Here is a 25,800-nt window from a genome sequence, read left to right as displayed (position 1 = left end):
GGCGGCTCAGACGGTCAGGGCCAGCTCGCGCTCCACCACGGCGGCGAGGAACTCCGTCTCGGCCCGGGCGACGTCCTCGGACGCCGCCTCGACCATCACGCGGACCACGGGCTCGGTCCCCGAGGGCCGCAGCAGCACGCGGCCCGTCTCGCCGAGGCGCTGCTCGACCTCCGCGACGGCGGCCTGCACCCCGGGGTTGGAGCCCACCGCGGCGCGGTCCACGCCGCGCACGTTGAGCAGCACCTGCGGCAGCCGCGTCATGACCCGGGCCAGGTCCGCGAGCGGCGCACGGGTCTGGGCCACGCGCGAGGCCAGCATCAGCCCGGTCAGCAGCCCGTCGCCGGTGGTGGCGAAGTCGGACATGATGACGTGGCCGGACTGCTCGCCGCCCAGGTTGTACCCGTGCTCGGTCATCGTCTCGAGGACGTAGCGGTCCCCCACGGCGGTCTCGCGCACGTCGATCCCGGCCTCGCGCAGGGCGAGCTTGAGCCCGAGGTTGCTCATCACGGTGGCCACGAGCGTGTCGTCCACGAGCCGGCCCGCGTCCTTGAGCGCCAGGGCCAGGATCGCCATGATCTGGTCCCCGTCCACCTCCCGGCCCGTGGCGTCCACGGCGAGGCAGCGGTCGGCGTCGCCGTCGTGCGCGATCCCGAGGTCGGCGCCGAGCTCGACGACGGCCCGCCGGAGGGGCTCCAGGTGGGTCGAGCCGCAGCCGTCGTTGATGTTCAGGCCGTCGGGCTCCGCGCCGATGACGTGCACCTCGGCGCCCGCGCCGCGGAACGCGTCCGGGGACACCCCGCTGGCCGCGCCGTTGGCGCAGTCCAGGACCACGCGCAGCCCCTCCAGCCGGTGCGGGATGGCGCCCACGAGGTGCAGGACGTAGCGGTCCTCCGCGTCCGTGAGCAGGTGGATGCGCCCGACGCCGGCGCCGGTGGGGCGCCGGAAGTCCCCGGACTCGTAGACCTGCTGGATCTCGTCCTCCACCCGGTCGGGCAGCTTCCGCCCGCCGTGGGCCAGGAACTTGATCCCGTTGTCGGGGGCCGGGTTGTGCGAGGCGGAGATCATCACGCCGAAGTCGGCGTCGACGTCCGCCACGAGGTAGGCCAGCGCGGGGGTCGGCAGGACGCCGGCGTCGTGGACGTCCACGCCCGACCCGGCCAGGCCCGCGGTGACGGCCGCGCTGAGGAACTCGCCGCTGGCGCGGCCGTCCCGCGCGACGACCGCCGTGGGGCGCCGCCCCTCGCGTGCGTGGCCGTGGCCGAGCACGATCGCGGCCGCCTGGGCCAGGTCCAGGGTCATGTTGGCTGTGAGGAGGTCGTTCGCGAGCCCGCGCACGCCGTCCGTTCCGAATAATCTAGACATCGCCCCCCATCCTACGTTCCCCGCGCCCCGGACGGCGGCAGGCGGGCGTTAACGAACGGACCCCGTCCGACCCGGGGTGCACCGGGTCGGACGGGGTCCGTGGGGCCGAGGGCGGGCCGGGCCGGCCCTCCGATCAGCGCTTCGAGTACTGCGGGGCCTTGCGGGCCTTCTTGAGCCCGGCCTTCTTGCGCTCGATGACGCGCGGGTCGCGCGTCAGGAAGCCGGCCTTCTTGAGGGTCGGGCGGTTGTTCTCCACGTCGATCTCGTTCAGCGCGCGCGCCACGCCGTGGCGCAGGGCGCCGGCCTGGCCGGAGGGGCCGCCGCCGTGGATGCGGGCGATGACGTCGTAGGCGCCCTCGAGCTCGAGCACCTTGAAGGGGTCGTTGACCTCCTGCTGGTGCAGCTTGTTCGGGAAGTAGTTCTCCAGGGTGCGGCCGTTCACGGTCCACTGGCCGGAGCCGGGGACGACGCGCACGCGGGCCACGGCCTCCTTGCGGCGGCCGACGGCCTGGCCGGAGACGGTCAGGGCCGGGCGCTCGGCGGCGACCTCGGTCTCCTCGGCGGGGGCGGACTCGGAGGTGTAGCTGCTCAGCTGCTCCTCGCCGTCCACGATGTTCTGCTCTTCAGTATTCTGAGCCACGATGTTCCTCGCTAGTTTCTGTCGTAGGCCCGGTTACTGGGCGACCTGGGTGAACTCGAAGGTCTGCGGCTGCTGGGCACCGTGCGGGTGCTCCGGGCCGGCGTAGACCTTGAGCTTGGACATCTGCTGGGCGGCCAGCTTGTTCTTCGGGAGCATGCCACGGATGGCCTTCTCCACGGCGCGGACCGGGTGCTTCTCCAGCAGCTCGGCGTAGGAGCTGGACTTGAGCCCGCCCGGGTAGCCGGAGTGGCGGTAGGCCCGCTTCTTCTCGAGCTTGGAGCCGGTCAGGGCCACCTTCTCGGCGTTGATGATGATGACGAAATCACCGGCGTCCACGTGGGGAGCAAAGGTCGGCTTGTGCTTTCCGCGCAGCAGCGTTGCGGTCTGGCTGGCAAGACGACCCAGGACGACGTCGGTGGCATCGATGACGTGCCACTGGCGCTGGATGTCACCGGGCTTCGGGGTGTACGTACGCACGTTAGTTTGCCTTCGTTCGGGTTATCTCGGTGGCGCTAGTTGGGATCACGCCGTTTCTCGGTGTGCCGTCCGGGGCTCGGGTGAGGGCCGAGCTGCATCCGGTGCCCGAGACCCCGGTGCACCGGACCGCCATGCGTCCTGCAACTGGACGGCGGATCCGGGTACACGTGAACCGAGGCGGGACACGCACAACAGCACCCCACGTTACCGGATGGAGCGGCCGTTGACCACTCGGGCCATACACCCGGAGGATCCGGCGGTCAATCTCCCCGCGGGCGGCCGGGACCGCCGGCGCCCGCCGGCCCGTCCCCGTCCCGGGGCGGCCGGCGGGGACCCACGGGATCGCGCAGCGCCCGGGTGCGCTCGGCCCGCTCCCCCAGGGCGGCGTCCCCCGGGTAGCGGACCTCCTCGAGCACGAGGGCGTGCGCCGGGGCCATCAGCACCCGGGCGTCCCGGACCCGCTCCGCGAGCCGCCGGCCGAGCCAGTCGGGGTCCTCGCGGCCCGCGCCCACGCGCGCGGCCGCGCCGACGACGGAGCGGACCATGTGGTGGCAGAAGGCGTCCGCCTCGATCTCCAGCACCACCAGCCCGCCGGGGTCCCGGGCGACGGACACGTCCAGGACCTCCCGCACCGTGGTGGCGCCCTCGCGCGGGCGGCAGAAGGACAGGAAGTCGTGCAGGCCCACCAGCTCCCGCACCGCCCCGGCCATCACGGGGACGTCGAGCACGTCCTTCGACCACCACGTCAGGTGCCGGGTCAGCGGGTCCCGGCCCGCCGCGCCGTCGTCGATCCGGTAGCTGTACCGGCGGGAGACGGCGGAGAAGCGGGCGTCGAAGCCGGCCGGGGCGGCGCTCGCGCGGCGGACGACCACCGCCCCCGGGCACTCCGGCAGCCCCCGCTCCCGGCGGCCGCGGCCCAGGACGTGCGCCAGCGCCCCGGTCAGGCGGCGCTCGAGGGCGAGCGCCGGGTCCTCGTCCCGGCCGCGGGCCAGCGCGGCCCACTCCGCCGGCGCGAGGTCCAGGTGCACCACCTGGCCGCGCGCGTGCACGCCCGTGTCCGTCCGCCCGGCCACCGCGACCCGCACGTCCCGGCGGACCAGCACGGCGAGGGCGTCCTCCAGGGCTCCCTGGACGGTGGGCAGCCCCGGCTGCCGGGCCCACCCGGAGAACGGCGCGCCGTCGTAGGCGAGGTCGATCCTCACGCGCACGGCGGGGACGGACGGGCTCATGCTCAGCTCCTGGGGGTGCTCCTGGGGTGTGGTCAGGGGGTCGGCGGGCACGACGACGCCGCCGGGGACCAGGTCCCCGGCGGCGTCACGGTGTCTGTCCGAGCGGGCCCGGTCAGCGCATCTTCTGCGCGGCGGCGCCACCGGCCGGCTGGAAGCCGGCGGCCTCGGCGTTGGCCGGGGAGTCGAACCAGATCTCGGCGGTGGTCCCCGTGTACCAGCGCGAGCCGGGCACGTGGTACTTCATCGAGTTCTTGTTGCCCTTGACCTCGAAGCCCTCGGGGGCCTCGCCGGACTCGAGCGGGGCGTGCGAGCCGGGGAACTCCGCGTCGGTGTTCTCGGCGGCGACCTCGGCGGCCTGCTCGGAGCCGACCTCGGGGGCCTGCTCGTCGGCGGGGATCTCCTCGGCGGCGACCTCACCGGCGGTGGAGTCGGCCGGGGTGTCGACCGGGGCGGCGGGGGCCGGGGCGGCCTTCTCGGTGGCGCGCTCGGCCTCGGCGACGGTGGCCTTGGTCGCGACGGGCTCCATCACGAGCTCGATCACGGCCATGGGGGCGTTGTCGCCCTTGCGGTTGCCGATCTTCGTGATCCGGGTGTAGCCGCCGTTGCGGTCCTCCATCGCCGAGGCGATGGTCGTGAACAGCTCGTGCACCACGGACTTGTCGCTCAGTTGCGCCAGCACGCGACGGCGGGCGGCCAGGTCACCGCGCTTGGCGAAGGTGATCAGGCGCTCGGCGTAGGGACGCATCCGCTTCGCCTTCGTCACGGTGGTGGTGATGCGCTTGTGCTCGAACAGCTGCTGCGACAGGTTCGCCAGCATCAGGCGCTCGTGCGCGGGTCCGCCTCCGAGGCGGGGTCCCTTGGTGGGAGTAGGCATGGTTGTTGATCTCCTGGAAGTTCGTCCCGTCCGTGCCGGGCGGCCGGTGGGACTTCAGCGGGAAGGACTAGTGGTCGTCGTCGTCGAACGGGTTCTCGTCGTCGATCGCGGCGGCGCGAGCGGCGAGGTCGAAGCCGGGGGGCGAGTCCTTGAGGGACAGCCCGAGGTCGACGAGCTTGGCCTTGACCTCGTCGATCGACTTGGCGCCGAAGTTGCGGATGTCCATCAGGTCCGCCTCGGAACGGCCCACGAGCTCACCCACGGTGTGGATGCCCTCGCGCTTGAGGCAGTTGTAGGACCGCACGGTGAGCTCGAGGTCCTCGATGGGCAGCGCCATGTCGGCGGCCATCGCGGCATCGGTCGGCGAGGGCCCGATCTCGATGCCCTCGGCGGCCGTGTTGAGCTCCCGGGCGAGACCGAACAGCTCGACCAGGGTGGTGCCGGCGGAGGCCACGGCGTCACGCGGGGTGATGGCCTCCTTGGTCTCCACGTCCAGGACCAGCTTGTCGAAGTCGGTGCGCTGCTCCACACGGGTGGCCTCCACGCGGAAGGTCACCTTCAGGACGGGCGAGTAGATCGAGTCGACCGGGATGCGCCCGATCTCCGCGTCCCCGGCCTTGTTCTGGGCGGCGGAGACGTAGCCGCGCCCGCGCTCGATGGTCAGCTCGAGCTCGAGCTGGCCCTTCGCGTTGAGGGTCGCGATGTGCAGGTCCGGGTTGTGGATCTCCACGCCGGCGGGGGCCGTGATGTCCGCCGCGGTGACGACGCCGGGGCCCTGCTTGCGCAGGTAGGCGACGACGGGCTCGTCCTGCTCCGAGGAGACGGCGAGCTTCTTGATGTTGAGGATGACCTCGGAGACGTCCTCCTTGACGCCCTCCACGGTGGAGAACTCGTGGAGCACCCCGTCGAGCCGGATGCTGGTCACGGCAGCACCGGGGATCGAGGACAGGAGGGTGCGGCGGAGGGAGTTGCCGAGGGTGTAGCCGAAGCCGGGCTCGAGCGGTTCGATCACGAAGCGGGACCGGTTGTCGGCCACGACCTCTTCAGAGAGGGTGGGGCGCTGTGCGATGAGCACTGATGTTTCCTTTCAGCGGGCATCCGCTATATGACGCGCGCAAATGGTGGAAAACAGTTGATGGGTGCGGACCGGTGCCCGGTCCGTTGTCGGCACGCGCACCGGGACCCCGCGGGGTCCCGGTGCGCGTGCTCACATCAGACGCGGCGGCGCTTCGGCGGGCGGCAACCGTTGTGCGCGCTCGGGGTGACGTCCGAGATGGAGCCGACCTCGAGGCCGGTGGCCTGCAGGGAGCGGATGGCGGTCTCGCGCCCGGAGCCCGGGCCCTTGACGAACACGTCGACCTTGCGCATGCCGTGCTCCTGCGCGCGCTTGGCGGCGGCCTCGGCGGCCATCTGGGCCGCGAAGGGGGTGGACTTGCGAGAGCCCTTGAAACCCATCTCGCCGGCGGAGGACCAGGACAGGACGGCGCCGGAGGGATCGGTGATGGTGACGATGGTGTTGTTGAACGTCGACTTGATGTGGGCCTGGCCCTGGGTGACGTTCTTCTTGTCCTTGCGACGCGGCTTGCGGGCAGCCGTCGCGCGAGTCTTCGGGGGCATGGAAATCTCCTACAAAGTTTTGAAGAGCGGTGAAGAGTGGTGGTGGGCCGCCCGGGGGACCGTGGGGTCCCGGCGCGCGGGCGGCAGCGGGCTACTTCTTCTTGCCGGCGACCGTGCGCTTCGGACCCTTGCGGGTGCGGGCGTTGGTCTTGGTGCGCTGACCGTGCACCGGCAGGCCGCGGCGGTGCCGGATGCCCTGGTAGCTGCCGATCTCGACCTTGCGGCGGATGTCGGCGGCCACCTCGCGCCGGAGGTCACCCTCAACCTTGTAGTTGTCCTCGATGTAGTCGCGCAGCTCCACGAGCTGGGCGTCGGTGAGTTCGCGCACGCGCAGGTCGCCCGAGATGCCGGTGGCGTCCAGGGTGGCCAGCGCGCGGGTGCGTCCCACGCCGTAGATGTAGGTGAGCGCGATCTCCAACCGCTTCTCACGGGGAAGGTCGACGCCTGCGAGACGAGCCATATCGGCGGTTCTCCTTGTGCTGTTCCAGAGGTCTGGAGCATCGCTGTCCGGTCGGGGACGTCATGTCCGTCCGCCGGTCCCCGGCCTCTGTACCGGGGGCGCCCGCCTGGATCTCTCCGGTCGGGAGCGGTGCCTATGTCGATCCACTTGCGTGGGGTGGTCGGGGCCTCTCAGCCCTGACGCTGTTTGTGGCGCGGGTTCTCGCAGATCACCATGACCCGCCCGTTGCGGCGGATCACCTTGCACTTGTCGCAGATCGGCTTCACGCTCGGTTGGACCTTCATCGCATTCCTTCGCGTCGTTCTCTCGAGTGGTGTGCGGCCCGGACGGCCGCCGGTCCTACTTGTAGCGGTAGACGATACGACCGCGAGTGAGGTCGTACGGGCTGAGCTCCACCACCACGCGGTCCTCGGGGAGGATCCGGATGTAGTGCTGTCGCATCTTCCCGGAGATGTGGGCGAGGACCAGGTGACCGTTGTTCAGCTCAACGCGGAACATCGCGTTGGGCAGAGCCTCGACCACAGTGCCTTCGATCTCGATGACTCCGTCTTTCTTGGCCATATCCTCCGCTAACTTCAGGTGCCCCCCGCCGGGGCGGCGGGCAGGGTTTCGGGTGTACATCGTCGTTAAACGCCGCCGCGGACCCGTGCGCGTGCACCATCACCGTTCGTGGTGCACGGTGAGGGTCGGCGCGGTCCGATGAGTGCGGAATCGCTGGAGCACAGACAACCAACAGGACACTCTACGGGATCGGGGCCGCCTCCCGCAACGCGGGAGGCGGCCCCGGGGGGCCCGGCCGGATCCGGCGGACCGGGGGCGACGGCGCTCAGACGGTCGCGGCGAGCTGCCCGCAGGCCCCGTCGATGTCGGAGCCGCGGGTGTCCCGCACGGTGGTGGGGATGCCGTGGGCGCGCAGCCGCTCCACGAAGTTCTGCTCCACGCCCGGCCGGGACGCGGTCCACTTGGAGCCCGGCGTCGGGTTGAGCGGGATCGGGTTCACGTGCACCCAGCCCCCGCCGCGGGCGTTGAGCTTCTCCCCGAGCAGGTCGGCCCGCCACCCGTGGTCGTTGATGTCCCGGATCAGGGCGTACTCGATCGAGACCCGCCGGCCGGTGGCCTGGTAGTACTCGTAGGCCGCGTCGAGGGCCTCGTCGACCTTCCAGCGGGTGTTGATCGGGATGAGCTCGTCCCGCAGCTCGTCGTCGGGGGCGTGCAGGGACAGCGCCAGGGTGACCGGCAGCTTCTCCTGCGTGAACTTCCGGATGCCGGGCACGAGGCCCACGGTGGACATGGTGATCCCGCGGGCGGAGATCCCGAGGCCCTCCGGGGACGGGTCGATGAGGCGGTGGATCGCCCCGATCGACGCCTTGTAGTTGGCCAGGGCCTCCCCCATGCCCATGAAGACGATGTTCGAGACCCGCAGCGGCTCCTGCTCGGCCCGCCCGACGCGCCCGCCGCGGAGCATCCGGGCCCCCTGCACGACCTGCTCGACCATCTCCGCGGTCGAGAGGTTGCGGGTCAGTCCCGCCTGGCCGGTCGCGCAGAAGGGGCAGTTCATGCCGCACCCGGCCTGCGAGGAGATGCACATGGTGACCCGGTTGGTGTAGCGCATCAGCACGGACTCCACGGTGGCCCCGTCGAAGCACCGGTGCACGTTCTTGACGGTGGCGCCCTGGTCGGCCTCCAGGCTGCGCACGGTCGTCAGCAGCGGCGGCAGGGCCTGGGACACGAGCTCCTCCCGCCCGGCGGCGGGCAGGTCGGTCATGTCCTCCGGCGCGGTGGCGAACCGGTCGAAGTAGTGCCGGGAGAGCTGGCCCGCCCGGAAGGGCTGGTGGCCCAGCTCGGCGAGGAACTGCCGGCGGCCCGCCATGTCGAAGTCGGCGAGGTGGCGCGGGGGCTTCCCGCGGCGCGGCGCGGAGAAGGTCAGCTGGCCGGGCCGCGGCTTCACGGTGAGCTCGACGGGCGTGCGGGTCGTGGTGGTCTGCTGCGGCTGCTGGGCCACGGTGTTCTCCTCGCGGGGTCGCGGGTCCTGGACGGTCGGGGGGCGGGCGCTCACGGCAGGTCCTCCGGGATCGGGACGGGGCGCACGCCGAGGGGCTCGAGCTCCGAGGCCCCGCCGTCCTCGGCCGTGAGCACCCAGACGCCGTCGGCGTGCAGGGCCACGGAGTGCTCCCACTGGCTCGAGCGGGCCCCGTCCGTGGTGACCACGGTCCACTCGTCGTCGAGCACGCGGGTGCCGATCCCGCCGCGCACGAGCATCGGCTCGATGGCCAGCGCCATCCCGGCGCGCAGGCGGGGGCCGCGGTCGGTGCTGCGGAAGTTGAGCACGTCGGGGGCCATGTGCATCTTGGAGCCGATGCCGTGGCCCACGTACTCCTCGAGGATCCCGAAGCGGTGCCCGGAGGCCTTCCGCACGTAGTCCTCCACGGCCGCGCCGATGTCGCCGACGTGGGTGCCGGTCGCCGCCGCGGCGATGCCGTGCCACATGGCGCGGCGGGTGACGTCGGAGAGCTCGGCGTCGGCGGGGTCGGGGCGGCCCAGCAGCACGGTGCGCGCCGAGTCCCCGTGCCAGCCGTCGACGATCGCCCCGCCGTCCACGGAGAGGATGTCCCCCTCCTGCAGCACCTGCTCCCCGGGGATGCCGTGCACCACGACCTCGTTGACGGACACGCACACCGCGGCGGGATAGCCGAAGTAGCCGAGGAAGTTGGAGCTCGCCCCGTGCTCGTCGAGCACCGAGCGGAAGACGTCGTCGAGGGACGCGGTGGTCGCGCCGGGCACGGCGGCCGCCACGGCGGCGTCGAGGGCGCGCGAGGTCACCACCCCGGCGCGCTGCATGGCGCGCAGCTGGGCGTTGGTCTTGTACTCGATCCGGCGGCGGCCGAACATGCGGTCTTCCTTCCGAGCCGCTCCGGGTGGGGAGCTCGCGGCTGTGGTGGGTTAAACGTGAGACCCCCGGGGGTGTCCGGGGGTGTCACGGCGTCGGTGGTGCGGGACGGTGCGTCAGGACAGCGCGCTCATGATCCGCCGGGAGACCTCGTCGACGGTCCCCAGGCCGTCGACCTCGCGGACGATGCCGCGCCGGTCGTAGACGTCGACGACCGCGGCGGTCTCCGCGTCGTACACGTCGAGACGGTGCCGGATGACCGCTTCGGTGTCGTCGGTGCGCCCTTCCTTCTGGGCGCGCCCGAGGAGCCGCTGGACGAGCTCGTCGCGATCGGCGGTCAGCTTCAGCACGACGTCGAGCTCCTGCCCCAGCTCGGCGAGGATGGCGTCGAGCTCCTCCACCTGCGCGGCGTTGCGCGGGTAGCCGTCGAGCAGGAAGCCGTCGGCCGTGTCCGTCTCGGCGAGGCGCTCGCGCACCATCCGGTTGGTCACCGAGTCCGGGACGAGGTCGCCGGCGTCGATGTAGCTCTTGGCCTCCTCGCCCAGCGCGGTCCGGCCCTTGATGTTCGCCCGGAAGATGTCCCCGGTGGAGATCGCCGGGATGCCGAGCTGCTCCGAGATGCGCACGGCCTGCGTGCCCTTGCCTGCGCCGGGGGGGCCGATGATGAGCATGCGGGTCATGAAGTCTCCTTGCGGTCGGTGGTGGCTGCGGTCACAGTCTATCGGGACGTCCCGGGCGCCCCGGCGCGGGGCGCCCGGGGCGCCGGTCAGCGCAGCAGTCCCTCGTAGTTGCGCTGCTGCAGCTGGGCCTCGATCTGCTTCACCGTGTCCAGGCCCACGCCCACCATGATGAGCAGCGACGGCCCGCCGAACGGGAAGTTCTGGTTGGCGTCGATCAGCACGAGCGCCACGAGCGGGATCATCGACACGATGCCCAGGTACAGGGCGCCCGGGAACGTGATCCGGCTGAGCACGTAGGCGAGGTACTTCTCGGTGGGCCGGCCGGCGCGGATCCCCGGGATGAAGCCGCCGTAGCGCTTCATGTTGTTGGAGACCTCCTCCGGGTTGAAGGTGATCGACACGTAGAAGTACGTGAAGAACACGATCATCAGGAAGTACATCACCATGTACACGGGGTGGTCGCCGGTGACGAGGTAGCTGTTGATCCAGTTCACCCAGCCGGGGATGTCCGTGCCGTCGTCCGGCATCCCGAACTGGGCGAGCATGCCGGGCAGCATCAGCATCGAGGAGGCGAAGATGATGGGGATGACGCCGGCCATGTTGACCTTGAGCGGGATGTAGGTGGTGGTGCCGCCGATGGTGCGCCGGCCCACCATCCGCTTGGCGTACTGCACGGGCACGCGGCGCTGGGACTGCTCCACGAAGACCACGCAGGTGATCACCACGAGCCCCACGGCCAGCACCGAGAGGAACACGCCCCAGCCCCGGGTCCGCAGGATCTCGCCGAGGGCGGACGGGAAGGTCGCGGCGATGGAGGTGAAGATGAGCAGCGACATGCCGTTGCCCACGCCCTTCTCCGTGATCCGCTCCCCCAGCCACATGATGATCGCCGTGCCGGCGGTCATGGTGATGATGATGATCAGCACGGTCAGCCAGGTGTCCTCGGGGATGATCGGCAGGGGGCAGTCCCCCAGCAGGGCCCCGGACCGGGCGAGCGAGACCACCGTGGTGGCGTTGAGCAGCGCGAGGCCGATGGTCAGGTAGCGGGTGTACTGGGTCAGCTGCGTCTGTCCCTGCGCGCCCTCCTCGTGCAGCTCCTGGAAGCGCGGGATGACCACGCGCAGCAGCTGCACGATGATGCTCGCGGTGATGTAGGGCATCACGCCCAGGGCGAAGACCGACAGCTGCAGCAGGGCGCCGCCGCTGAAGAGGTTCACCATGTCGTACACGCCGCCCGTGGTGGACCCCAGTTCCAGGCACTGCTGCACGTTGCCGTAGTCGACGCCCGGCGCCGGGATGAACGTGCCCAGGCGGTAGAGCACGATGAGGGCGAGGGTGAACCCCAGCTTGCGTCGCAGGTCGGGGGTTCGCAACGCCCGTCCGAAAGCGCTGAGCACATGTCCTCCTAGAGACTGGGTCCGACCGGCATCCGGCGGCGGGGGGTGGTGGGGCGGAGCTCGGTCCTGGGTCCGCGCACAGGCGTGGGCGCGGAGAACTCCGGCAAGTCTAACGAACGCGCCGCGCCGGGGACTCCCCCGGGGCGCGCGCCGACGCGGCGGGCTGGCCCCGCCGACGGATCAGGCCCCGCCCACGCTGGCGTGGACGGGGCCTGATCCGTGGGTGCCGCGGGGACCGGGCGTGCGCCCGGTCCCCGCGGCCCGCGCTCACAGCGCGGTGGTGCTGCCGCCGGCGGCGGCGATCTTCTCCGCGGCGGAGCCCGAGAAGGCGTGCGCCTTGACGTCGACCGCGACCGCGATCTCGCCGGAGCCCAGCACCTTGACGGGCTGGTTCTTGCGGACGGCGCCGCGGGCCACGAGCGTGTCCACGGTCACCTCGCCGCCCTCCGGGAAGAGCTCGGTGAGCTTGTCCAGGTTGACGACCTGGTACTCCACGCGGAACGGGTTCTTGAACCCGCGCAGCTTGGGCAGGCGCATGTGCAGCGGCAGCTGCCCGCCCGCGAAGCCCGCCTTGACCTGGTACCGGGCACTGGTGCCCTTGGTGCCGCGGCCGGCGGTCTTGCCCTTGGAGCCCTCACCGCGACCCACGCGGGTCTTGGCGGTCTTCGCGCCCGGGGCCGGACGCAGGTGGTGCACCTTGAGCGCGTGCACCTTCTCGTTGCCCTGAGCGGTGCTCGGGGCGGTGTTCTCAGCAGTGTTCTCTGCCATGGTTACTTGGCCTCCTCGACCTTGACCAGGTGGGCGACGGTGTTGACCATGCCCGCGGTCACGCCGTCGGCCTTGCGGACCACGACGTTGCCCGGCCGCTTGAGGCCGAGGGACCGCAGGGTGTTCCGCATGTTCTGCTTCTGGCCGACCACCGACCGGACCTGCGTGATGCGCAGCTCCGTGCCGTCGGGCTGGATACGCTTGCCGGACATCAGGCACCTGCCTTCTGGATCGAGCGCAGCAACGGACCGGGGACGACCTCGTCCATCGGCAGCCCACGACGGGCCGCGACGGCCGCCGGCTCCTCGAGCTGGCGGAGCGCCTCGATGGTTGCGTGCACGATGTTGATCTGGTTCGACGAGCCGAGGGACTTCGACAGCACGTCGTGGATGCCGGCGCACTCGAGCACGGCGCGGACCGGACCACCGGCGATCACACCGGTACCCGGGGTCGCCGGGCGCAGCATGACGACACCGGCGGCGGCCTCGCCCTGCACGCGGTGCGGGATGGTGCGGTCCTCGATGCGCGGGACGCGGAAGAAGTTCTTCTTCGCCTCCTCGACGCCCTTCGAGATCGCGGCCGGCACCTCCTTGGCCTTGCCGTAGCCGACCCCGACCATGCCGTTGCCGTCGCCGACGACGACGAGGGCGGTGAAGCTGAAGCGACGACCGCCCTTGACGACCTTGGAGACGCGGTTGATGGTCACGACGCGCTCGAGGAACTTGTCCTTCTCCTCGTCGCGGCCGCCGCGGCCGCCGCGGCCGCCGCGCTCACCACGGCCCCCGCGCTCACCGCGGCCGCCGCGCTCACCACGGCCCCCGCGGTCGCCGCGGGAGTCCTGGGAACGGGTGGTCTCGGTGGTCTGCTGGGCCCCGGTCGCCTCCGTGGAGGCGGTGCTCGCTTCGGTCACCTGGGTTTCCTTCTCGTTGTTCTGCTCACTCACAGTGCCAGACCTCCTTCGCGGGCGCCGTCGGCGACAGCCGCCACGCGACCGTGGTACTTGTTGCCGCCGCGGTCGAACACGACGGCCTCGACACCGGCGGCCTTGGCGCGCTCGGCCACGAGCTCACCCACGCGCTTGGCCTTCGCGGTCTTGTCCGCGTCGGCACCGCGCAGGTCGGCCTCCATGGTCGAGGCCGAGGCGACGGTGACACCCTGGGTGTCGTCGACGACCTGGACGAACACGTGGCGGGCCGAGCGGTTGACGACCAGGCGCGGGCGCGCGGCCGTGCCGGCCAGGTGCTTGCGCACCCGGGCGTGGCGGCGGCTGCGGGCGGCGGCCTTGGACTTGCCCTTGATCTTCAGAGCCATGATTACTTACCAGCCTTTCCGGCCTTGCGGCGGATCTGCTCGCCGGCGTACCGCACGCCCTTGCCCTTGTAGGGCTCGGGGGCGCGGAGCTTGCGGATCTTCGCGGCGACCTCGCCGACCTGCTGCTTGTCGATGCCGTTGACCGAGAGCTTGTTGACGCCCTCGACGGCGAACGAGATGCCCTCCGGGGCCTTGAAGGTGATCGGGTGGCTGTAGCCGAGGGCGAACTCGAGGTCCTGGCCCTTGGCCTGCACGCGGTACCCGGTGCCCACGATCTCGATGCCCTTGGAGTAGCCCTGGGTGACGCCCTGGATCATGTTGGCGATCAGGGTGCGGGTGAGGCCGTGCAGCGAGCGGGACTCGCGCTCGTCGTCGGGTCGGGTGACGGTGAGGGTGCTGTCCTCGAGCGCGACGGTGATCGGGCTGGCAACGGTGTGCTGCAGCTCGCCCTTGGCGCCCTTGACGGAGACGACGTTGCCGTCGACCTTGATCTCCACACCGGCCGGCACAGAGATGGGGAGACGTCCGATACGTGACATGTTCTCTTCCTTTCTGTTCCGGGTTACCAGACGTACGCGAGGACTTCGCCGCCCACGCCCTTCTTCGCGGCCTGCTTGTCGGTCAGCAGCCCGGAAGAGGTGGACAGGATGGCGATGCCCAGGCCGCCCAGGACCTTCGGGAGGTTGGTGGACTTGGCGTACACGCGCAGGCCCGGCTTGGAGATGCGCCGGACGCCCGCGATGGAGCGCTCGCGGTTGGGGCCGAACTTCAGGGAGAGCGTCAGGGTCTTGCCGACCTCGGCCGCCTCCTCCTTGTAGTCCGCGATGTAGCCCTCGGCCTTGAGGATGTCCGCCACGCGGGCCTTGAGCTTCGAGTACGGCATGCTCACGGAGTCGTGGTAGGCGGAGTTGGCGTTGCGCAGACGCGTCAGCATGTCCGCGACAGGATCTGTCATTGTCATTTTGGGGGCACGTGCCCTTCCTCGTCCCGGTTTCCGCACCTGGCGGCGCCCGTGGGCGCCCGGCCGGACCTGGAACGTAGCGAGATTAGTTGGTCTTGAAGGGGAAACCGAGCGCCTTCAGCAGCGCGCGGCCCTCGTCGTCGGTCTTCGCGGTGGTGACCACCGTGATGTCCATGCCACGGACCCGGTCGATGCGGTCCTGGTCGATCTCGTGGAACATGGACTGCTCGGTGAGGCCGAAGGTGTAGTTGCCGTTGCCGTCGAACTGGCGGTCGGACAGACCGCGGAAGTCGCGGATGCGCGGCAGGGCCAGGGTCACCAGGCGGTCGAGGAACTCCCACATGCGGTCGCCGCGCAGCGTGGTGTGCGCACCGATCGGCATGCCCTCGCGGAGCTTGAACTGCGCGATGGACTTCTTCGCACGGGTCACGAGCGGCTTCTGGCCCGTGATGGCGGTGAGGTCGCGGACGGCGCCGTCGATGAGCTTCGAGTCCTTCGCGGCGTCGCCGACGCCCATGTTCACGACGACCTTGACGACGCGCGGGATCTCCATGACGTTGCCGTAGCCGAACTGCTCCTGCAGCGCGGGGACGACGGTCTCCTGGTACTTGTCCTTGAAGCGCGGGGACACGCTGATCTCGGTGGTTTCGGTCATCACAGGTCCTTGCCGGTGCTCTTGGAGACGCGGACGCGGACGGTCTTCTGGCGTCCGTCGCGCTCCACGGTCTCGGTGCGGTAGCCGACGCGGGTCGGCTTGTTGGTCTCCGGGTCCACGAGCGCCACGTTGGACACGTGGATCGGGGCCTCGACCTTGTCGATGCCGCCGGCCTCGCCCTGCATGGAGGCCTTGCGGTGGCGGGTGATCACGTTGATGCCCTCCACGACCACGCGGGAGGTCTCGGGGATCACGCGCAGGACCTTGCCCTGCTTGCCCTTGTTGTCCTTGCTGCCGGAGATGACCTGCACCAGGTCGCCGGTCTTGATCTTGAACTTCGCCATGGTCAGAGCACCTCCGGGGCCAGCGAGATGATCTTCATGAACTTCTTGTCGCGCAGCTCGCGGCCCACGGGGCCGAAGATGCGGGTACCACGGGGGTCACCGTCGTTCTTCAGGATCACTGCGGCGTTCTCGTCGAACTTGATGTAGGAGCCGTCCGGACGACGGCGCTCCTTCTTGGTGCGGACGATGACGGCCTTGACCACGTCGCCCTTCTTCACGTTGCCGCCCGGGATCGCGTCCTTGACGGTGGCGACGATGATGTCGCCGATGCCTGCGTAGCGACGTCCGGATCCACCGAGAACACGGATGGTGAGGATTTCCTTCGCACCCGTGTTGTCGGCGACCTTCAGTCGCGACTCCTGCTGAATCACTGATTACTCCTGTCGTCACGCCGGTTCCAACACCGATCGAGAGCACGGTGCGGGCCTTGCGGAACAGCTTGTCGGATGATGTGCCCTCCCCCGGCGTCGCACGCCGGACCGGGCCAGCCCTCCATGCCAGGAGCATCTGAACCCGCCACCAGGTGGCACGGGGGCGCCCTGCACGCGGTCATTATGCGCTGGCACGAAGAGCTGTGGGTCGTACGGGCGGACAAATCGGCCCATACAAGCTCACCAGCCTAGCACAGCGGAGAGGCCCTCCGTGCGGGGCGGTGAACGGAGGACGGCCCGCCCCTCGCGCGGAGGGACGGGCCGTCACGGCCGTGGCCGGCTCTAGCGAGCCTGGCTCACTTGGCCTTCTCGAGGATCTCCACGATCCGCCACCGCTTGGTGGCGGACAGCGGGCGGGTCTCGGAGATCAGGACGAGGTCGCCGACGCCGGCGGTGTTCTGCTCGTCGTGGGCCTTGACCTTCGAGGAGCGCCGCATGACCTTGCCGTACAGCGAGTGCTTGACGTTGTCCTGCAGCTGGACCACGACGGTCTTGTCCATCTTGTCGGAGACCACGTAGCCACGACGGCTCTTGCGGTCACCGCGCTCGGCGGCCTGCTCGGCCCCGTTGTTGATCTGCTCGGTCACTTGGCGTCCTCCTCGGAGGTGTTCTCGGCGGTGTTCTCGGCGTCGCCCGCCTGGGGCCGGATGCCGAGCTCGCGCTCGCGCAGCACCGTGTAGATGCGCGCGATGTCGCGCTTGACGGCCTTGAGGCGGCCGTTGTTCTCGAGCTGACCGGTTGCGGACTGGAAGCGGAGGTTGAACAGCTCCTCCTTCGCCTTGCGCAGCGCCTCACCCAGAGAGTCCTTGTCGAGGGCCGCGAGGTTCTCGATGCTCAGATCCTTGGATCCAACAGCCATTCTCATTCACCACCTTCGCGACGCACGATGCGTGCCTTCATCGGGAGCTTGTGGATCGCCAGCCGCAGGGCCTCGCGCGCGACCTCTTCGGAGACACCGGAGAGCTCGAACATCACGCGCCCGGGCTTGACGTTGGCGACCCACCATTCGGGAGAGCCCTTGCCGGAGCCCATGCGGGTCTCGGCGGGCTTCTTGGTCAGGGGGCGGTCCGGGTAGATGTTGATCCAGACCTTGCCGCCACGCTTGATGTGGCGGGTCATGGCGATACGCGCGGCCTCGATCTGACGGTTCGTCACGTAGGCCGGCGTGAGCGCCTGGATGCCCCACTCGCCGAAGGCGACGGTGGTGCCGCCCTTGGCAGCGCCCGACCGCTTCGGGTGGTGCTGCTTGCGGAACTTCACACGACGTGGGATGAGCATTTACTTACCACCCTCTGCGTTGGTCGCCCCCGCGGCCGGGGCCGGGGAGGCGGCGGAGTCGTTGCGCTCACGGCGTCCGCCACGGTCGTTACGGTCGGTGCGACGGCGGTCGCCGCCGCCGCGACGCTCGCCGGGACCGCCACGACGGTCACGGTCGCCGCCGCGGCCGCGCGAGGGAGCGGCGGCCTGCTGGGCCGCCAGTTCCTTCGCGGTCAGGTCGCCCTTGTAGATCCAGACCTTCACGCCGATGCGGCCGAAGGTGGTCTTGGCCTCGAAGAACCCGTAGTCGATGTTCGCCCGCAGGGTGTGCAGGGGCACGCGTCCCTCGCGGTAGAACTCCGAGCGGCTCATCTCGGCGCCGCCGAGGCGGCCGGCGCACTGGATCCGGATGCCCTTCGCGCCGGCGCGCTGCGCCGACTGGATGGCCTTCTTCATGGCGCGGCGGAAGGCCACGCGGGAGGCGAGCTGCTCGGCGACGCCCTGGGCGACCAGCTGGGCGTCCACCTCGGGGTTCTTGACCTCGAGGATGTTCAGCTGGATCTGCTTGCCCGTGAGCTTCTCGAGCTCGCCGCGGATGCGGTCGGCCTCGGCGCCGCGGCGGCCGATGACGATGCCGGGGCGGGCGGTGTGGATGTCCACGCGCACGCGGTCCCGGGTCCGCTCGATCTCGACCTTGGAGATGCCGGCCCGCTCCATGCCCGTGGACATGAGCTTGCGGATCTTGATGTCCTCACGGACGTAGTCCTTGTAGCGCTGGCCCTCCTTGGTGGAGTCCGCGTACCAGTGCGACACGTGGTCGGTGGTGATGCCCAGCCGGAACCCGTGCGGGTTGATCTTCTGTCCCACTTAGCGGACCTCCTCGCTGTCAGGGCTCGCCACGATCACGGTGATGTGGCTCGTGCGCTTGTTGATGCGGTAGGCGCGGCCCTGGGCCCGCGGCTGGAACCGCTTCATGGTCGGCCCCTCGTCGACGAAGGCCTCGCTCACCACGAGCTCCTCCTCCTTGAACGGCAGGCCGTCGCGGTCCGCCAGCTGGCGCGCGTTGGCGACCGCCGACTGGAGGACCTTGAACACCGGCTCCGAAGCACCCTGGGGGGCGAACTTCAGAATCGCCAGAGCCTCATTCGCCTGTTGGCCACGAATCAGGTTGACGACGCGCCGGGCCTTCATAGGCGTCACGCGGATGTAGCGCGCAGATGCCTTGGCTTCCATTGCTTTCCTTCTCTCGTCTTCTCGAAGTGCTCACGCTGCGGGATCCCGGAGGATCAGCGGCGCTTGCCCTTCTTGTCGTCCTTCACATGGCCGCGGAAGGTCCGCGTGGGGGCGAACTCGCCGAGCTTGTGCCCGACCATCGACTCGGTGATGAACACGGGGATGTGCTTGCGTCCGTCGTGCACGGCGATCGTGTGTCCCAGCATGTCGGGGACGATCATCGAGCGGCGGGACCACGTCTTGATGACGTTCTTGGTGCCCTTGTCGTTCTCCTTGGCGACCTTCAGATAAAGGTGCTGATCGACGAAAGGGCCCTTCTTCAGGCTGCGTGGCATGTGTCAGGCTCCTTAGCGCTTGTTCTTGCCGGTACGACGACGGCGGACGATGAGCTTGTCGCTCTCCTTGTTGGGGCGGCGGGTGCGGCCCTCGGGCTTGCCGTTCGGGTTGACCGGGTGCCGGCCACCGGAGGTCTTGCCCTCGCCACCACCGTGCGGGTGGTCGACGGGGTTCATGACCACACCGCGGACGGTCGGGCGGACGCCCTTCCAGCGGTTGCGGCCGGCCTTGCCCCAGTTGATGTTCGACTGCTCGGCGTTGCCGACCTCGCCGACCGTGGCGCGGCAGCGCACGTCGACGTTGCGGATCTCGCCGGAGGGCAGCCGGAGCTGGCCGTACTTGCCCTCCTTGGCCACGAGCTGCACGGACGCGCCGGCGGAGCGGGCGAGCTTGGCGCCCCCGCCCGGACGGAGCTCGACGGCGTGGATCACGGTGCCGACGGGGATGTTGCGCAGCGGCAGGTTGTTGCCGGGCTTGATGTCGGCGCCGGGGCCCGACTCGACGACGTCGCCCTGGGAGAGGCGGTTCGGCGCGATGATGTAGCGCTTGGAGCCGTCCACGAAGTGCAGCAGCGCGATGCGCGCCGTGCGGTTCGGGTCGTACTCGATGTGCGCGACCTTGGCGTCGACGCCGTCCTTGTCGTGGCGACGGAAGTCGATGACGCGGTACTGGCGCTTGTGCCCGCCACCCTTGTGCCGGGTGGTGATGCGGCCGGTGTTGTTCCGCCCGCCCTTCTTGGGCAGCGGCCGGACCAGCGACTTCTCGGGGGTCGTGCGCGTGATTTCTGCGAAGTCGGCAACGGAGGAGCCGCGACGGCCCGGGGTTGTCGGCTTGTGCTTACGGATAGCCATGTGTCAGTTCCTCGTTAAAGTGGTCTCCGCTCAGGCGAGCGGACCGCCGAAGATGTCGATGGTGCCTTCCTTCAGGGTCACAACGGCACGCTTGGTGCCCTTGCGCTGACCCCAGCCGAAGCGCGTGCGCTTCCGCTTCCCGGCACGGTTGATGGTGTTCACGGACTCGACCTTGACGCCGAAGATCTGCTCCACGGCGTACTTGATCTGCGTCTTGTTCGAGTCGGACGCCACGAAGAACGTGTAGCGGCCCTCGTCGATGAGCCCGTAGGACTTCTCCGAGACGACCGGCGCGATGATGACGTCCCGGGGATCCTTGATGGTGGTCGCGCTCACTTGGCGTCCTCCTGCTTCTTCTTGCTGGCGGCCGCCACGAAGGACTCGAACGCGTCCTTGGTGAAGACCACGTCGTCGGAGACCAGCACGTCGTACGTGTTGAGCTGGTCCGCGTAGAGGGTGTGCACGTCGTCGAGGTTGCGCACCGACAGCGCGGACACGTCGTCCGAGCGGTGCAGCACGACCAGCAGGTTCTTGCGGTCGGAGAGTCCGCGCAGCGTCTCCCGGGCGGTCCTCGTGTTGGGCACGGTGCCCTCCACGATCGACTCGACCACGTGGATGCGGTTGTTGCGCGCCCGGTCCGAGAGGGCTCCGCGCAGGGCGGCGGCCTTCATCTTCTTGGGGGTGCGCTGGCTGTAGTCGCGCGGGGTGGGGCCGTGCACCACGCCGCCGCCGGTCATGTGCGGGGCGCGGATCGAGCCCTGGCGCGCGCGGCCGGTGCCCTTCTGCTTGAAGGGCTTGCGGCCGGCGCCGGAGACCTCGGCGCGGTTCTTGGTCTTGTGCGTGCCCTGGCGGGCCGCGGCCAGCTGAGCGACGACGACCTGGTGCAGCAGGGGCACGTTGGTCTGGACGTCGAAGATCTCGGCGGGCAGTTCGACGTTGACGGTCTGAGTTGCCATGGTCTAATCAGGCTCCCTTCACTGCGGTGCGGACGAGGACGACCGAACCCTTGGGGCCCGGCAGGGCACCCTTGATGAGCAGCAGGGAGTTCTCGGCGTCCACGGCGTGAACGGTGAGGTTCTGCGTCGTGTGACGGACGGCGCCCATGCGGCCCGCCATGCGCATGCCCTTGAACACGCGAGCGGGGTAGGACGCGCCGCCGATGGATCCCGGCTTGCGGTGGTTCTTGTGGGCACCGTGGGAGGCGCCGACGCCGGAGAAGCCGTGGCGCTTCATGACACCGGCCGTGCCCTTGCCCTTGGTCTTGCCGATCACGTCGACCTTCTGGCCGGCCTCGAAGAGCTCGACGGAGAGCTCCTGGCCCAGCTCGTAGGTGTCCGCGTCGGCGGTGCGCAGCTCCACGACGTGGCGGCGCGGCGTCACGCCGGCCTTCTCGAAGTGGCCGGCCAGCGGCTGGGTGACCTTGCGGGGGTCGATCGCACCGAATCCGATCTGCACGGCGGAGTAGCCGTCCCGGTCCTGGTTGCGCAGCTGGGTCACGACGTTGGAGTCCGCCTTGACGACGGTCACCGGCACGAACTTCCCGTTCTCGTCCCAGACCTGGGTCATGCCGAGCTTCGTGCCCAGCAGGCCCTTCACCTGGCGTTCGAAAGTGGTAGTCATTGGGATGCGATCCTCTTTACAGCTTGATTTCGATGTTCACGTCAGCCGGCAGGTCGAGGCGCATGAGCGAGTCGACAGCCTTCGGCGTGGGGTCGATGATGTCGATCAGCCGCTTGTGCGTGCGCATCTCGAAGTGCTCACGGCTGTCCTTGTACTTGTGCGGCGAGCGGATGACGCAGTACACGTTCTTCTCCGTGGGCAGCGGCACGGGGCCGACCACCGTGGCGCCTGCGCGCGTCACCGTCTCAACGATCTTCCGGGCCGAGACGTCGATGACCTCGTGGTCATAAGACTTCAGCCGGATGCGGATTTTCTGTCCCGCCATGGCGTCGTGACTCTCTTTCTTGAACGTACTTCCCTGTGACGGAGCCTGGGGACTCCTTGTGCATGGCGCCGCCTGGTGGGCGCCCCTCCACGCAGACTGAATCCGGAAGGATCCGGGTTCCTCACCCTGCTGGAGCTCCGACCCCCGAACTCGGGCGTGTCGCCTCGTGCAGAACACGAGGGCACACCGGGTCCGCTACTCGGGGTGGGCTGTATGTGGTCCGTGCGTGGCAGCTTCCACGAGCTGCTGGCCCCCGGTTCTGCTTCGGGACCCGATGGTGTCCTGGGGTCTGCCGGTTCGAACCGTTGAGAGCACGCGTCGGCGCTTGAACAACGTCCTCCATCCTGCCAGAGATGGCAGACCGGCGCAAACGCGCGGCCGGCCCCGGGCTCGGGGTCGGCCGGCGTCCTGCCGACCCGTCACGGGCGCGCCGGCCGCGGGGCCCCGTCCGCGCCGCCGACGCGGCGCGGACGGGGCTCCGCCGCCACGGTGCGCACCGGCCCGCGGCCCCGGCGGAGCTGTGCCCGGCCCGGGACGCGCGGAACCCCCCGCCGCTCCAGGAGCGACGGGGGGGTTCCGGGCGGATCGAGCAGTCCGGGGACTACTTGTTGATCTTGGTGACGCGACCCGAGCCCACGGTGCGGCCACCCTCACGGATGGCGAAGCCGAGGCCCTCCTCCATGGCGATCGGCTGGATCAGCGCGACCGTCATCTCGGTGTTGTCGCCGGGCATGACCATCTCGGTGCCCTCGGGCAGCGTGATGACGCCGGTGACGTCGGTGGTCCGGAAGTAGAACTGCGGACGGTAGTTGGAGTAGAACGGGTTGTGGCGGCCGCCCTCCTCCTTGGAGAGGATGTAGACGTTGGCCTCGAAGTCGGTGTGCGGGGTGATGGAACCCGGCTTGCACACGACCTGCCCGCGCTCGACGTCGTCACGCTTGAGACCGCGCAGCAGCAGGCCGCAGTTCTCGCCCGCCATGGCCTCGTCCATCTGCTTGTGGAACATCTCGATGCCGGTGACCGTGGTCTTCTGGACCGGACGGATGCCGACGATCTCGACCTCGGAGTTGATGGGCAGCGTGCCGCGCTCGGCGCGGCCCGTCACCACAGTGCCGCGGCCGGTGATGGTGAAGACGTCCTCGATCGGCATGAGGAACGGCTTGTCCATGTCGCGGACGGGGTCGGGGACGTTCTCGTCGACGGCCTCCATGAGCTCCTCGACCTTGGCGACCCACTCGGGGTCGCCCTCGAGGGCCTTCAGCGCCGAGACGCGGACGACCGGCGCGTTGTCGCCGTCGAAGCCCTGGTCGGAGAGGAGCTCGCGCACCTCCATCTCGACGAGGTCCAGCAGCTCCTCGTCCTCGACCATGTCGGACTTGTTCAGGGCCACCAGCAGGTAGGGCACGCCCACCTGGCGGGCGAGCAGGACGTGCTCGCGGGTCTGGGCCATGGGGCCGTCCGTGGCGGCGACCACGAGGATGGCACCGTCCATCTGGGCCGCGCCGGTGATCATGTTCTTGACGTAGTCGGCGTGGCCCGGGGCGTCCACGTGAGCGTAGTGACGCTTCTCCGTCTGGTACTCGATGTGCGCGATGTTGATGGTGATGCCGCGCTGCTTCTCCTCCGGGGCGGAGTCGATGGCGCCGAAGTCGCGCTGCTCGTTGAGGTCCGGGTACTTGTCGGCCAGGACCTTGGAGATGGCAGCCGTGAGCGTCGTCTTGCCGTGGTCGACGTGGCCGATGGTGCCGATGTTGACGTGCGGCTTGCTGCGCTCGAACTTGGCCTTCGCCATGGTTGTTCCTCCTAGAACATTTGTCGAAACTTGCTCAGCACTTCCCCGCCGCGTGGTGTGGGGGGAGCTTGAGGCGCTCAGCAGTACTGAAACCTCTGCAAGTCTACTTTGGCTGTACTTGTTTGATGAAATTCCCGGCCGGGGCCGAGGGGGTGGTGCCTACTCGCCGCGGTTCTTCTGGACGATCTCCTCGGCGACGGCCTTGGGAACCTCCGAGTAGCTGTCGAACTGCATCGAGTACACGGCGCGGCCCTGGGTCTTGGACCGGAGGTCGCCGATGTAGCCGAACATCTCGGACAGCGGGACGAGGGCCTTGACCAGCTTGACGCCGGACACGTCCTCCATGGACTGGATCTGGCCGCGGCGGGAGTTCAGGTCGCCGATGACCTCGCCCATGTACTCCTCGGGCGTGCGGACCTCGACGGCCATCAGCGGCTCGAGCAGGACGGGCTGGGCCCGGCGGGCGCCCTCCTTGAAGACCATGGAGCCGGCGATCTTGAACGCCATCTCGGAGGAGTCGACGTCGTGGTAGGCACCGTCGAGCAGCGTGGCCTTGACGCCCACGACCGGGTACCCGGCGAGGATGCCCAGGCGCATGGCGTCCTGGATGCCGGCGTCCACGGAGGGGATGTACTCGCGCGGGACGCGGCCGCCGGTGACCTTGTTGTCGAACTCGTAGAGCTCCTCGGCGTCCAGCGGGATCGGCTCGAACGCCACCTGCACCTTGGCGAACTGGCCGGAGCCGCCGGTCTGCTTCTTGTGCGTGTAGTCGACCTTGTCGACGGCCTTCTTGATGGTCTCGCGGTAGGCCACCTGGGGCTTGCCGACGTTCGCCTCGACCCGGAACTCGCGCTTCATGCGGTCCACCAGGATGTCCAGGTGGAGCTCGCCCATGCCGCCGATCTCGGTCTGGCCGGTCTCCTCGTTGAGGGACACGGTGAACGTGGGGTCCTCGGCCGAGAGCTTCTGGATCGCGGTGGAGAGCTTCTCCTGGTCGCCCTTGGTCTTCGGCTCGATGGCCACGGAGATCACGGGGGCCGGGAAGGTCATCGACTCGAGCACGATCGGCTCCTGCGGGGAGCACAGGGTGTCGCCCGTGGTGGTGTCCTTGAGCCCGATGGCCGCGTAGATGTGGCCGGCCCGGATCTCGTCGACCGGGTTCTCCTTGTTGGAGTGCATCTGGAACAGCTTGCCGATGCGCTCCTTCTTGCCCTTGGTCGAGTTGAGGACCTGCTCGCCGTTGACGGCCTTGCCGGAGTACACGCGGATGTAGGTCAGCTGCCCGTAGAACGGGTGCGAGGCGACCTTGAACGCGAGCGCCGAGAAGGGGGCGCTGTAGTCGACGGGGCGGGAGAGGATCTCCTCCTCGTCGTTGAGCGCGTGGCCCTCGACGTTCGGGACGTCCAGCGGGGACGGCAGGAAGTCGATGACGGCGTCGAGCATCGGCTGCACGCCGCGGTTCTTGAACGCGGAGCCGCACAGCACGGGGTACGCCTCGGAGTTGATGGTCAGCTTCCGGATGCCGGCCTTGAGCTCCTCGAGGGTGAGCTCCTCGCCGCCCAGGTACTTCTCCATGAGCTCGTCGTCCGCCTCGGCGACGGACTCGACCAGCTGGTTGCGGTACTCCTCGGCCCGCTCCTGCAGGTCGGCGGGGATCTCCTGGATCTCGTACTTGGCGCCCAGGGAGACGTCGCCCTTGGAGTCGCCCGGCCAGACGAAGGCCTTCATGGTGAGCAGGTCGACCACGCCGGTGAACTCGGACTCGGCGCCGATCGGCAGCTGCATCACCAGCGGCTTGGCACCGAGGCGGTTGATGATGGTGTCGACGGTGAAGTAGAAGTCGGCGCCCAGCTTGTCCATCTTGTTGACGAAGCAGATGCGGGGCACGTCGTACTTGTCGGCCTGGCGCCAGACCGTCTCCGACTGGGGCTCGACGCCCTCCTTGCCGTCGAAGACCGCCACGGCGCCGTCGAGCACGCGCAGGGAGCGCTCGACCTCGACCGTGAAGTCCACGTGGCCGGGGGTGTCGATGATGTTGATCTGGTTGTCGTGCCAGTAGCAGGACGTCGCGGCGGACGTGATCGTGATGCCGCGCTCCTGCTCCTGCGCCATCCAGTCCATGGTGGAGGCACCATCGTGGGTCTCGCCGAGCTTGTGGGAGATACCGGTGTAGAACAGGATGCGTTCGGTGGTGGTGGTCTTACCGGCATCGATGTGCGCCATGATGCCGATGTTGCGGACCTTCTTGAGGTCGGTAAGCACGTCAAGTGCCACGGTGGTTCCCTTTCGGAGA

Annotated in this window: 36 protein-coding genes; all 36 read right to left on the bottom strand. The window is 69.4% G+C overall.

Annotated elements, in window-relative coordinates:
* Positions 1 to 6: 6 nt before the first annotated feature.
* The 36 genes from glmM to fusA all read right to left on the bottom strand — a co-directional run bounded on the left by glmM (position 7) and on the right by fusA (position 25,781).
* A complete protein-coding gene (gene glmM / locus AVL61_RS01355; protein WP_058872544.1) occupies positions 7 to 1,362 on the bottom strand; it encodes a phosphoglucosamine mutase in 1,356 nt (451 codons plus the stop codon).
* A gap of 133 nt (positions 1,363 to 1,495) precedes the next feature.
* Complete coding sequence (gene rpsI / locus AVL61_RS01350; RefSeq protein WP_058872543.1) at positions 1,496 to 2,002, bottom strand: 30S ribosomal protein S9; 507 nt, start codon at positions 2,000 to 2,002, stop codon at positions 1,496 to 1,498.
* 33 nt (positions 2,003 to 2,035) lie between these two features.
* Entirely contained in the window at positions 2,036 to 2,479 is a 444-nt protein-coding gene (rplM, locus tag AVL61_RS01345) for a 50S ribosomal protein L13 (RefSeq protein WP_017833326.1), read from the bottom strand.
* Between the two features lie 260 nt (positions 2,480 to 2,739).
* Complete coding sequence (gene truA, locus AVL61_RS01340; protein ID WP_231738231.1) at positions 2,740 to 3,708, bottom strand: tRNA pseudouridine(38-40) synthase TruA; 969 nt, start codon at positions 3,706 to 3,708, stop codon at positions 2,740 to 2,742.
* 112 nt (positions 3,709 to 3,820) lie between these two features.
* Positions 3,821 to 4,582 (bottom strand): 50S ribosomal protein L17, sunset domain variant, encoded by a 762-nt coding sequence (gene rplQ / locus AVL61_RS01335; RefSeq protein WP_058872542.1) that lies wholly within the window; start codon positions 4,580 to 4,582, stop codon positions 3,821 to 3,823.
* Between the two features lie 67 nt (positions 4,583 to 4,649).
* Positions 4,650 to 5,657 (bottom strand): DNA-directed RNA polymerase subunit alpha, encoded by a 1,008-nt coding sequence (locus AVL61_RS01330; protein WP_017833323.1) that lies wholly within the window; start codon positions 5,655 to 5,657, stop codon positions 4,650 to 4,652.
* Positions 5,658 to 5,794: 137 nt separating this feature from the next.
* Positions 5,795 to 6,199: a 30S ribosomal protein S11 gene (gene rpsK, locus AVL61_RS01325; RefSeq protein WP_058872541.1), complete on the bottom strand. Its 405-nt coding sequence runs from the start codon at positions 6,197 to 6,199 to the stop codon at positions 5,795 to 5,797.
* A 91-nt stretch (positions 6,200 to 6,290) separates the two neighbouring features.
* Positions 6,291 to 6,659 (bottom strand): 30S ribosomal protein S13, encoded by a 369-nt coding sequence (gene rpsM, locus AVL61_RS01320; RefSeq protein ID WP_017833321.1) that lies wholly within the window; start codon positions 6,657 to 6,659, stop codon positions 6,291 to 6,293.
* Positions 6,660 to 6,829: 170 nt separating this feature from the next.
* Complete coding sequence (gene rpmJ / locus AVL61_RS01315; RefSeq protein WP_017833320.1) at positions 6,830 to 6,943, bottom strand: 50S ribosomal protein L36; 114 nt, start codon at positions 6,941 to 6,943, stop codon at positions 6,830 to 6,832.
* Positions 6,944 to 6,998: 55 nt separating this feature from the next.
* Positions 6,999 to 7,220 (bottom strand): translation initiation factor IF-1, encoded by a 222-nt coding sequence (gene infA / locus AVL61_RS01310; protein ID WP_017833319.1) that lies wholly within the window; start codon positions 7,218 to 7,220, stop codon positions 6,999 to 7,001.
* Between the two features lie 265 nt (positions 7,221 to 7,485).
* A complete protein-coding gene (gene rlmN, locus AVL61_RS01305; RefSeq protein ID WP_058872636.1) occupies positions 7,486 to 8,661 on the bottom strand; it encodes a dual-specificity RNA methyltransferase RlmN in 1,176 nt (391 codons plus the stop codon).
* Between the two features lie 50 nt (positions 8,662 to 8,711).
* On the bottom strand, positions 8,712 to 9,548 hold the full coding sequence (gene map, locus AVL61_RS01300; protein WP_058872540.1) for a type I methionyl aminopeptidase: 837 nt from the start codon (positions 9,546 to 9,548) through the stop codon (positions 8,712 to 8,714).
* 114 nt (positions 9,549 to 9,662) lie between these two features.
* Positions 9,663 to 10,226: an adenylate kinase gene (locus AVL61_RS01295; protein WP_058872539.1), complete on the bottom strand. Its 564-nt coding sequence runs from the start codon at positions 10,224 to 10,226 to the stop codon at positions 9,663 to 9,665.
* Positions 10,227 to 10,312: 86 nt separating this feature from the next.
* Complete coding sequence (gene secY / locus AVL61_RS01290) at positions 10,313 to 11,623, bottom strand: preprotein translocase subunit SecY (protein ID WP_058872538.1); 1,311 nt, start codon at positions 11,621 to 11,623, stop codon at positions 10,313 to 10,315.
* 267 nt (positions 11,624 to 11,890) lie between these two features.
* A complete protein-coding gene (gene rplO, locus AVL61_RS01285; protein WP_082696880.1) occupies positions 11,891 to 12,391 on the bottom strand; it encodes a 50S ribosomal protein L15 in 501 nt (166 codons plus the stop codon).
* Between the two features lie 2 nt (positions 12,392 to 12,393).
* Positions 12,394 to 12,603, bottom strand: coding sequence for a 50S ribosomal protein L30 (gene rpmD / locus AVL61_RS01280; RefSeq protein WP_017833313.1), 210 nt, complete (start codon positions 12,601 to 12,603; stop codon positions 12,394 to 12,396).
* Entirely contained in the window at positions 12,603 to 13,334 is a 732-nt protein-coding gene (rpsE, locus tag AVL61_RS01275; protein WP_058872537.1) for a 30S ribosomal protein S5, read from the bottom strand. Before rpsE ends, rpmD begins: the two co-directional genes overlap by 1 nt.
* The gene (gene rplR, locus AVL61_RS01270) at positions 13,331 to 13,702 is read right to left on the bottom strand and encodes a 50S ribosomal protein L18 (RefSeq protein WP_058872536.1); all 372 of its coding nucleotides are present in this window, start codon (positions 13,700 to 13,702) and stop codon (positions 13,331 to 13,333) included. The genes rpsE and rplR overlap by 4 nt, the downstream gene beginning before the upstream one ends.
* Positions 13,703 to 13,704: 2 nt before the next feature.
* Positions 13,705 to 14,241, bottom strand: a complete 537-nt coding sequence (gene rplF / locus AVL61_RS01265; protein ID WP_058872535.1) for a 50S ribosomal protein L6 — start codon at positions 14,239 to 14,241, stop codon at positions 13,705 to 13,707.
* A 23-nt stretch (positions 14,242 to 14,264) separates the two neighbouring features.
* A complete protein-coding gene (gene rpsH, locus AVL61_RS01260) occupies positions 14,265 to 14,663 on the bottom strand; it encodes a 30S ribosomal protein S8 (RefSeq protein ID WP_017833309.1) in 399 nt (132 codons plus the stop codon).
* Positions 14,664 to 14,748: 85 nt separating this feature from the next.
* Positions 14,749 to 15,318 (bottom strand): 50S ribosomal protein L5, encoded by a 570-nt coding sequence (gene rplE / locus AVL61_RS01255; protein ID WP_017833308.1) that lies wholly within the window; start codon positions 15,316 to 15,318, stop codon positions 14,749 to 14,751.
* The gene (gene rplX, locus AVL61_RS01250; protein ID WP_058872534.1) at positions 15,318 to 15,662 is read right to left on the bottom strand and encodes a 50S ribosomal protein L24; all 345 of its coding nucleotides are present in this window, start codon (positions 15,660 to 15,662) and stop codon (positions 15,318 to 15,320) included. Before rplX ends, rplE begins: the two co-directional genes overlap by 1 nt.
* 2 nt (positions 15,663 to 15,664) lie before the next feature.
* Positions 15,665 to 16,033: a 50S ribosomal protein L14 gene (gene rplN / locus AVL61_RS01245; protein ID WP_017833306.1), complete on the bottom strand. Its 369-nt coding sequence runs from the start codon at positions 16,031 to 16,033 to the stop codon at positions 15,665 to 15,667.
* Positions 16,034 to 16,389: 356 nt separating this feature from the next.
* Positions 16,390 to 16,680 (bottom strand): 30S ribosomal protein S17, encoded by a 291-nt coding sequence (rpsQ, locus tag AVL61_RS01240; RefSeq protein ID WP_058872533.1) that lies wholly within the window; start codon positions 16,678 to 16,680, stop codon positions 16,390 to 16,392.
* Positions 16,677 to 16,952: a 50S ribosomal protein L29 gene (gene rpmC / locus AVL61_RS18565; protein ID WP_058872532.1), complete on the bottom strand. Its 276-nt coding sequence runs from the start codon at positions 16,950 to 16,952 to the stop codon at positions 16,677 to 16,679. Before rpmC ends, rpsQ begins: the two co-directional genes overlap by 4 nt.
* Before the next feature lie 2 nt (positions 16,953 to 16,954).
* Complete coding sequence (rplP, locus tag AVL61_RS01230) at positions 16,955 to 17,371, bottom strand: 50S ribosomal protein L16 (RefSeq protein WP_017833303.1); 417 nt, start codon at positions 17,369 to 17,371, stop codon at positions 16,955 to 16,957.
* Positions 17,372 to 18,217: a 30S ribosomal protein S3 gene (gene rpsC / locus AVL61_RS01225; protein WP_058872531.1), complete on the bottom strand. Its 846-nt coding sequence runs from the start codon at positions 18,215 to 18,217 to the stop codon at positions 17,372 to 17,374.
* A complete protein-coding gene (gene rplV, locus AVL61_RS01220; protein WP_017833301.1) occupies positions 18,218 to 18,583 on the bottom strand; it encodes a 50S ribosomal protein L22 in 366 nt (121 codons plus the stop codon).
* A gap of 53 nt (positions 18,584 to 18,636) precedes the next feature.
* Entirely contained in the window at positions 18,637 to 18,918 is a 282-nt protein-coding gene (rpsS, locus tag AVL61_RS01215) for a 30S ribosomal protein S19 (protein ID WP_058859361.1), read from the bottom strand.
* A gap of 12 nt (positions 18,919 to 18,930) precedes the next feature.
* On the bottom strand, positions 18,931 to 19,770 hold the full coding sequence (rplB, locus tag AVL61_RS01210; RefSeq protein WP_058872530.1) for a 50S ribosomal protein L2: 840 nt from the start codon (positions 19,768 to 19,770) through the stop codon (positions 18,931 to 18,933).
* A gap of 30 nt (positions 19,771 to 19,800) precedes the next feature.
* The gene (rplW, locus tag AVL61_RS01205; RefSeq protein WP_058872529.1) at positions 19,801 to 20,106 is read right to left on the bottom strand and encodes a 50S ribosomal protein L23; all 306 of its coding nucleotides are present in this window, start codon (positions 20,104 to 20,106) and stop codon (positions 19,801 to 19,803) included.
* Entirely contained in the window at positions 20,103 to 20,726 is a 624-nt protein-coding gene (rplD, locus tag AVL61_RS01200; protein WP_058872528.1) for a 50S ribosomal protein L4, read from the bottom strand. Before rplD ends, rplW begins: the two co-directional genes overlap by 4 nt.
* Positions 20,727 to 20,733: 7 nt before the next feature.
* Entirely contained in the window at positions 20,734 to 21,390 is a 657-nt protein-coding gene (rplC, locus tag AVL61_RS01195; protein WP_017833296.1) for a 50S ribosomal protein L3, read from the bottom strand.
* 16 nt (positions 21,391 to 21,406) lie between these two features.
* Positions 21,407 to 21,715 (bottom strand): 30S ribosomal protein S10, encoded by a 309-nt coding sequence (rpsJ, locus tag AVL61_RS01190; protein ID WP_003803825.1) that lies wholly within the window; start codon positions 21,713 to 21,715, stop codon positions 21,407 to 21,409.
* Between the two features lie 601 nt (positions 21,716 to 22,316).
* A complete protein-coding gene (tuf, locus tag AVL61_RS01185; RefSeq protein WP_058872527.1) occupies positions 22,317 to 23,507 on the bottom strand; it encodes an elongation factor Tu in 1,191 nt (396 codons plus the stop codon).
* A 159-nt stretch (positions 23,508 to 23,666) separates the two neighbouring features.
* Positions 23,667 to 25,781: an elongation factor G gene (gene fusA / locus AVL61_RS01180; RefSeq protein WP_058872526.1), complete on the bottom strand. Its 2,115-nt coding sequence runs from the start codon at positions 25,779 to 25,781 to the stop codon at positions 23,667 to 23,669.
* Positions 25,782 to 25,800: the final 19 nt, after the last annotated feature.

Origin of the sequence: Kocuria rosea subsp. polaris (genome assembly GCF_001483755.1) — a bacterium.
Taxonomy (GTDB): Bacteria; Actinomycetota; Actinomycetes; order Actinomycetales; family Micrococcaceae; genus Kocuria; species Kocuria cellulosilytica.
This window is presented reverse-complemented; position numbering and strand designations above follow the sequence as displayed.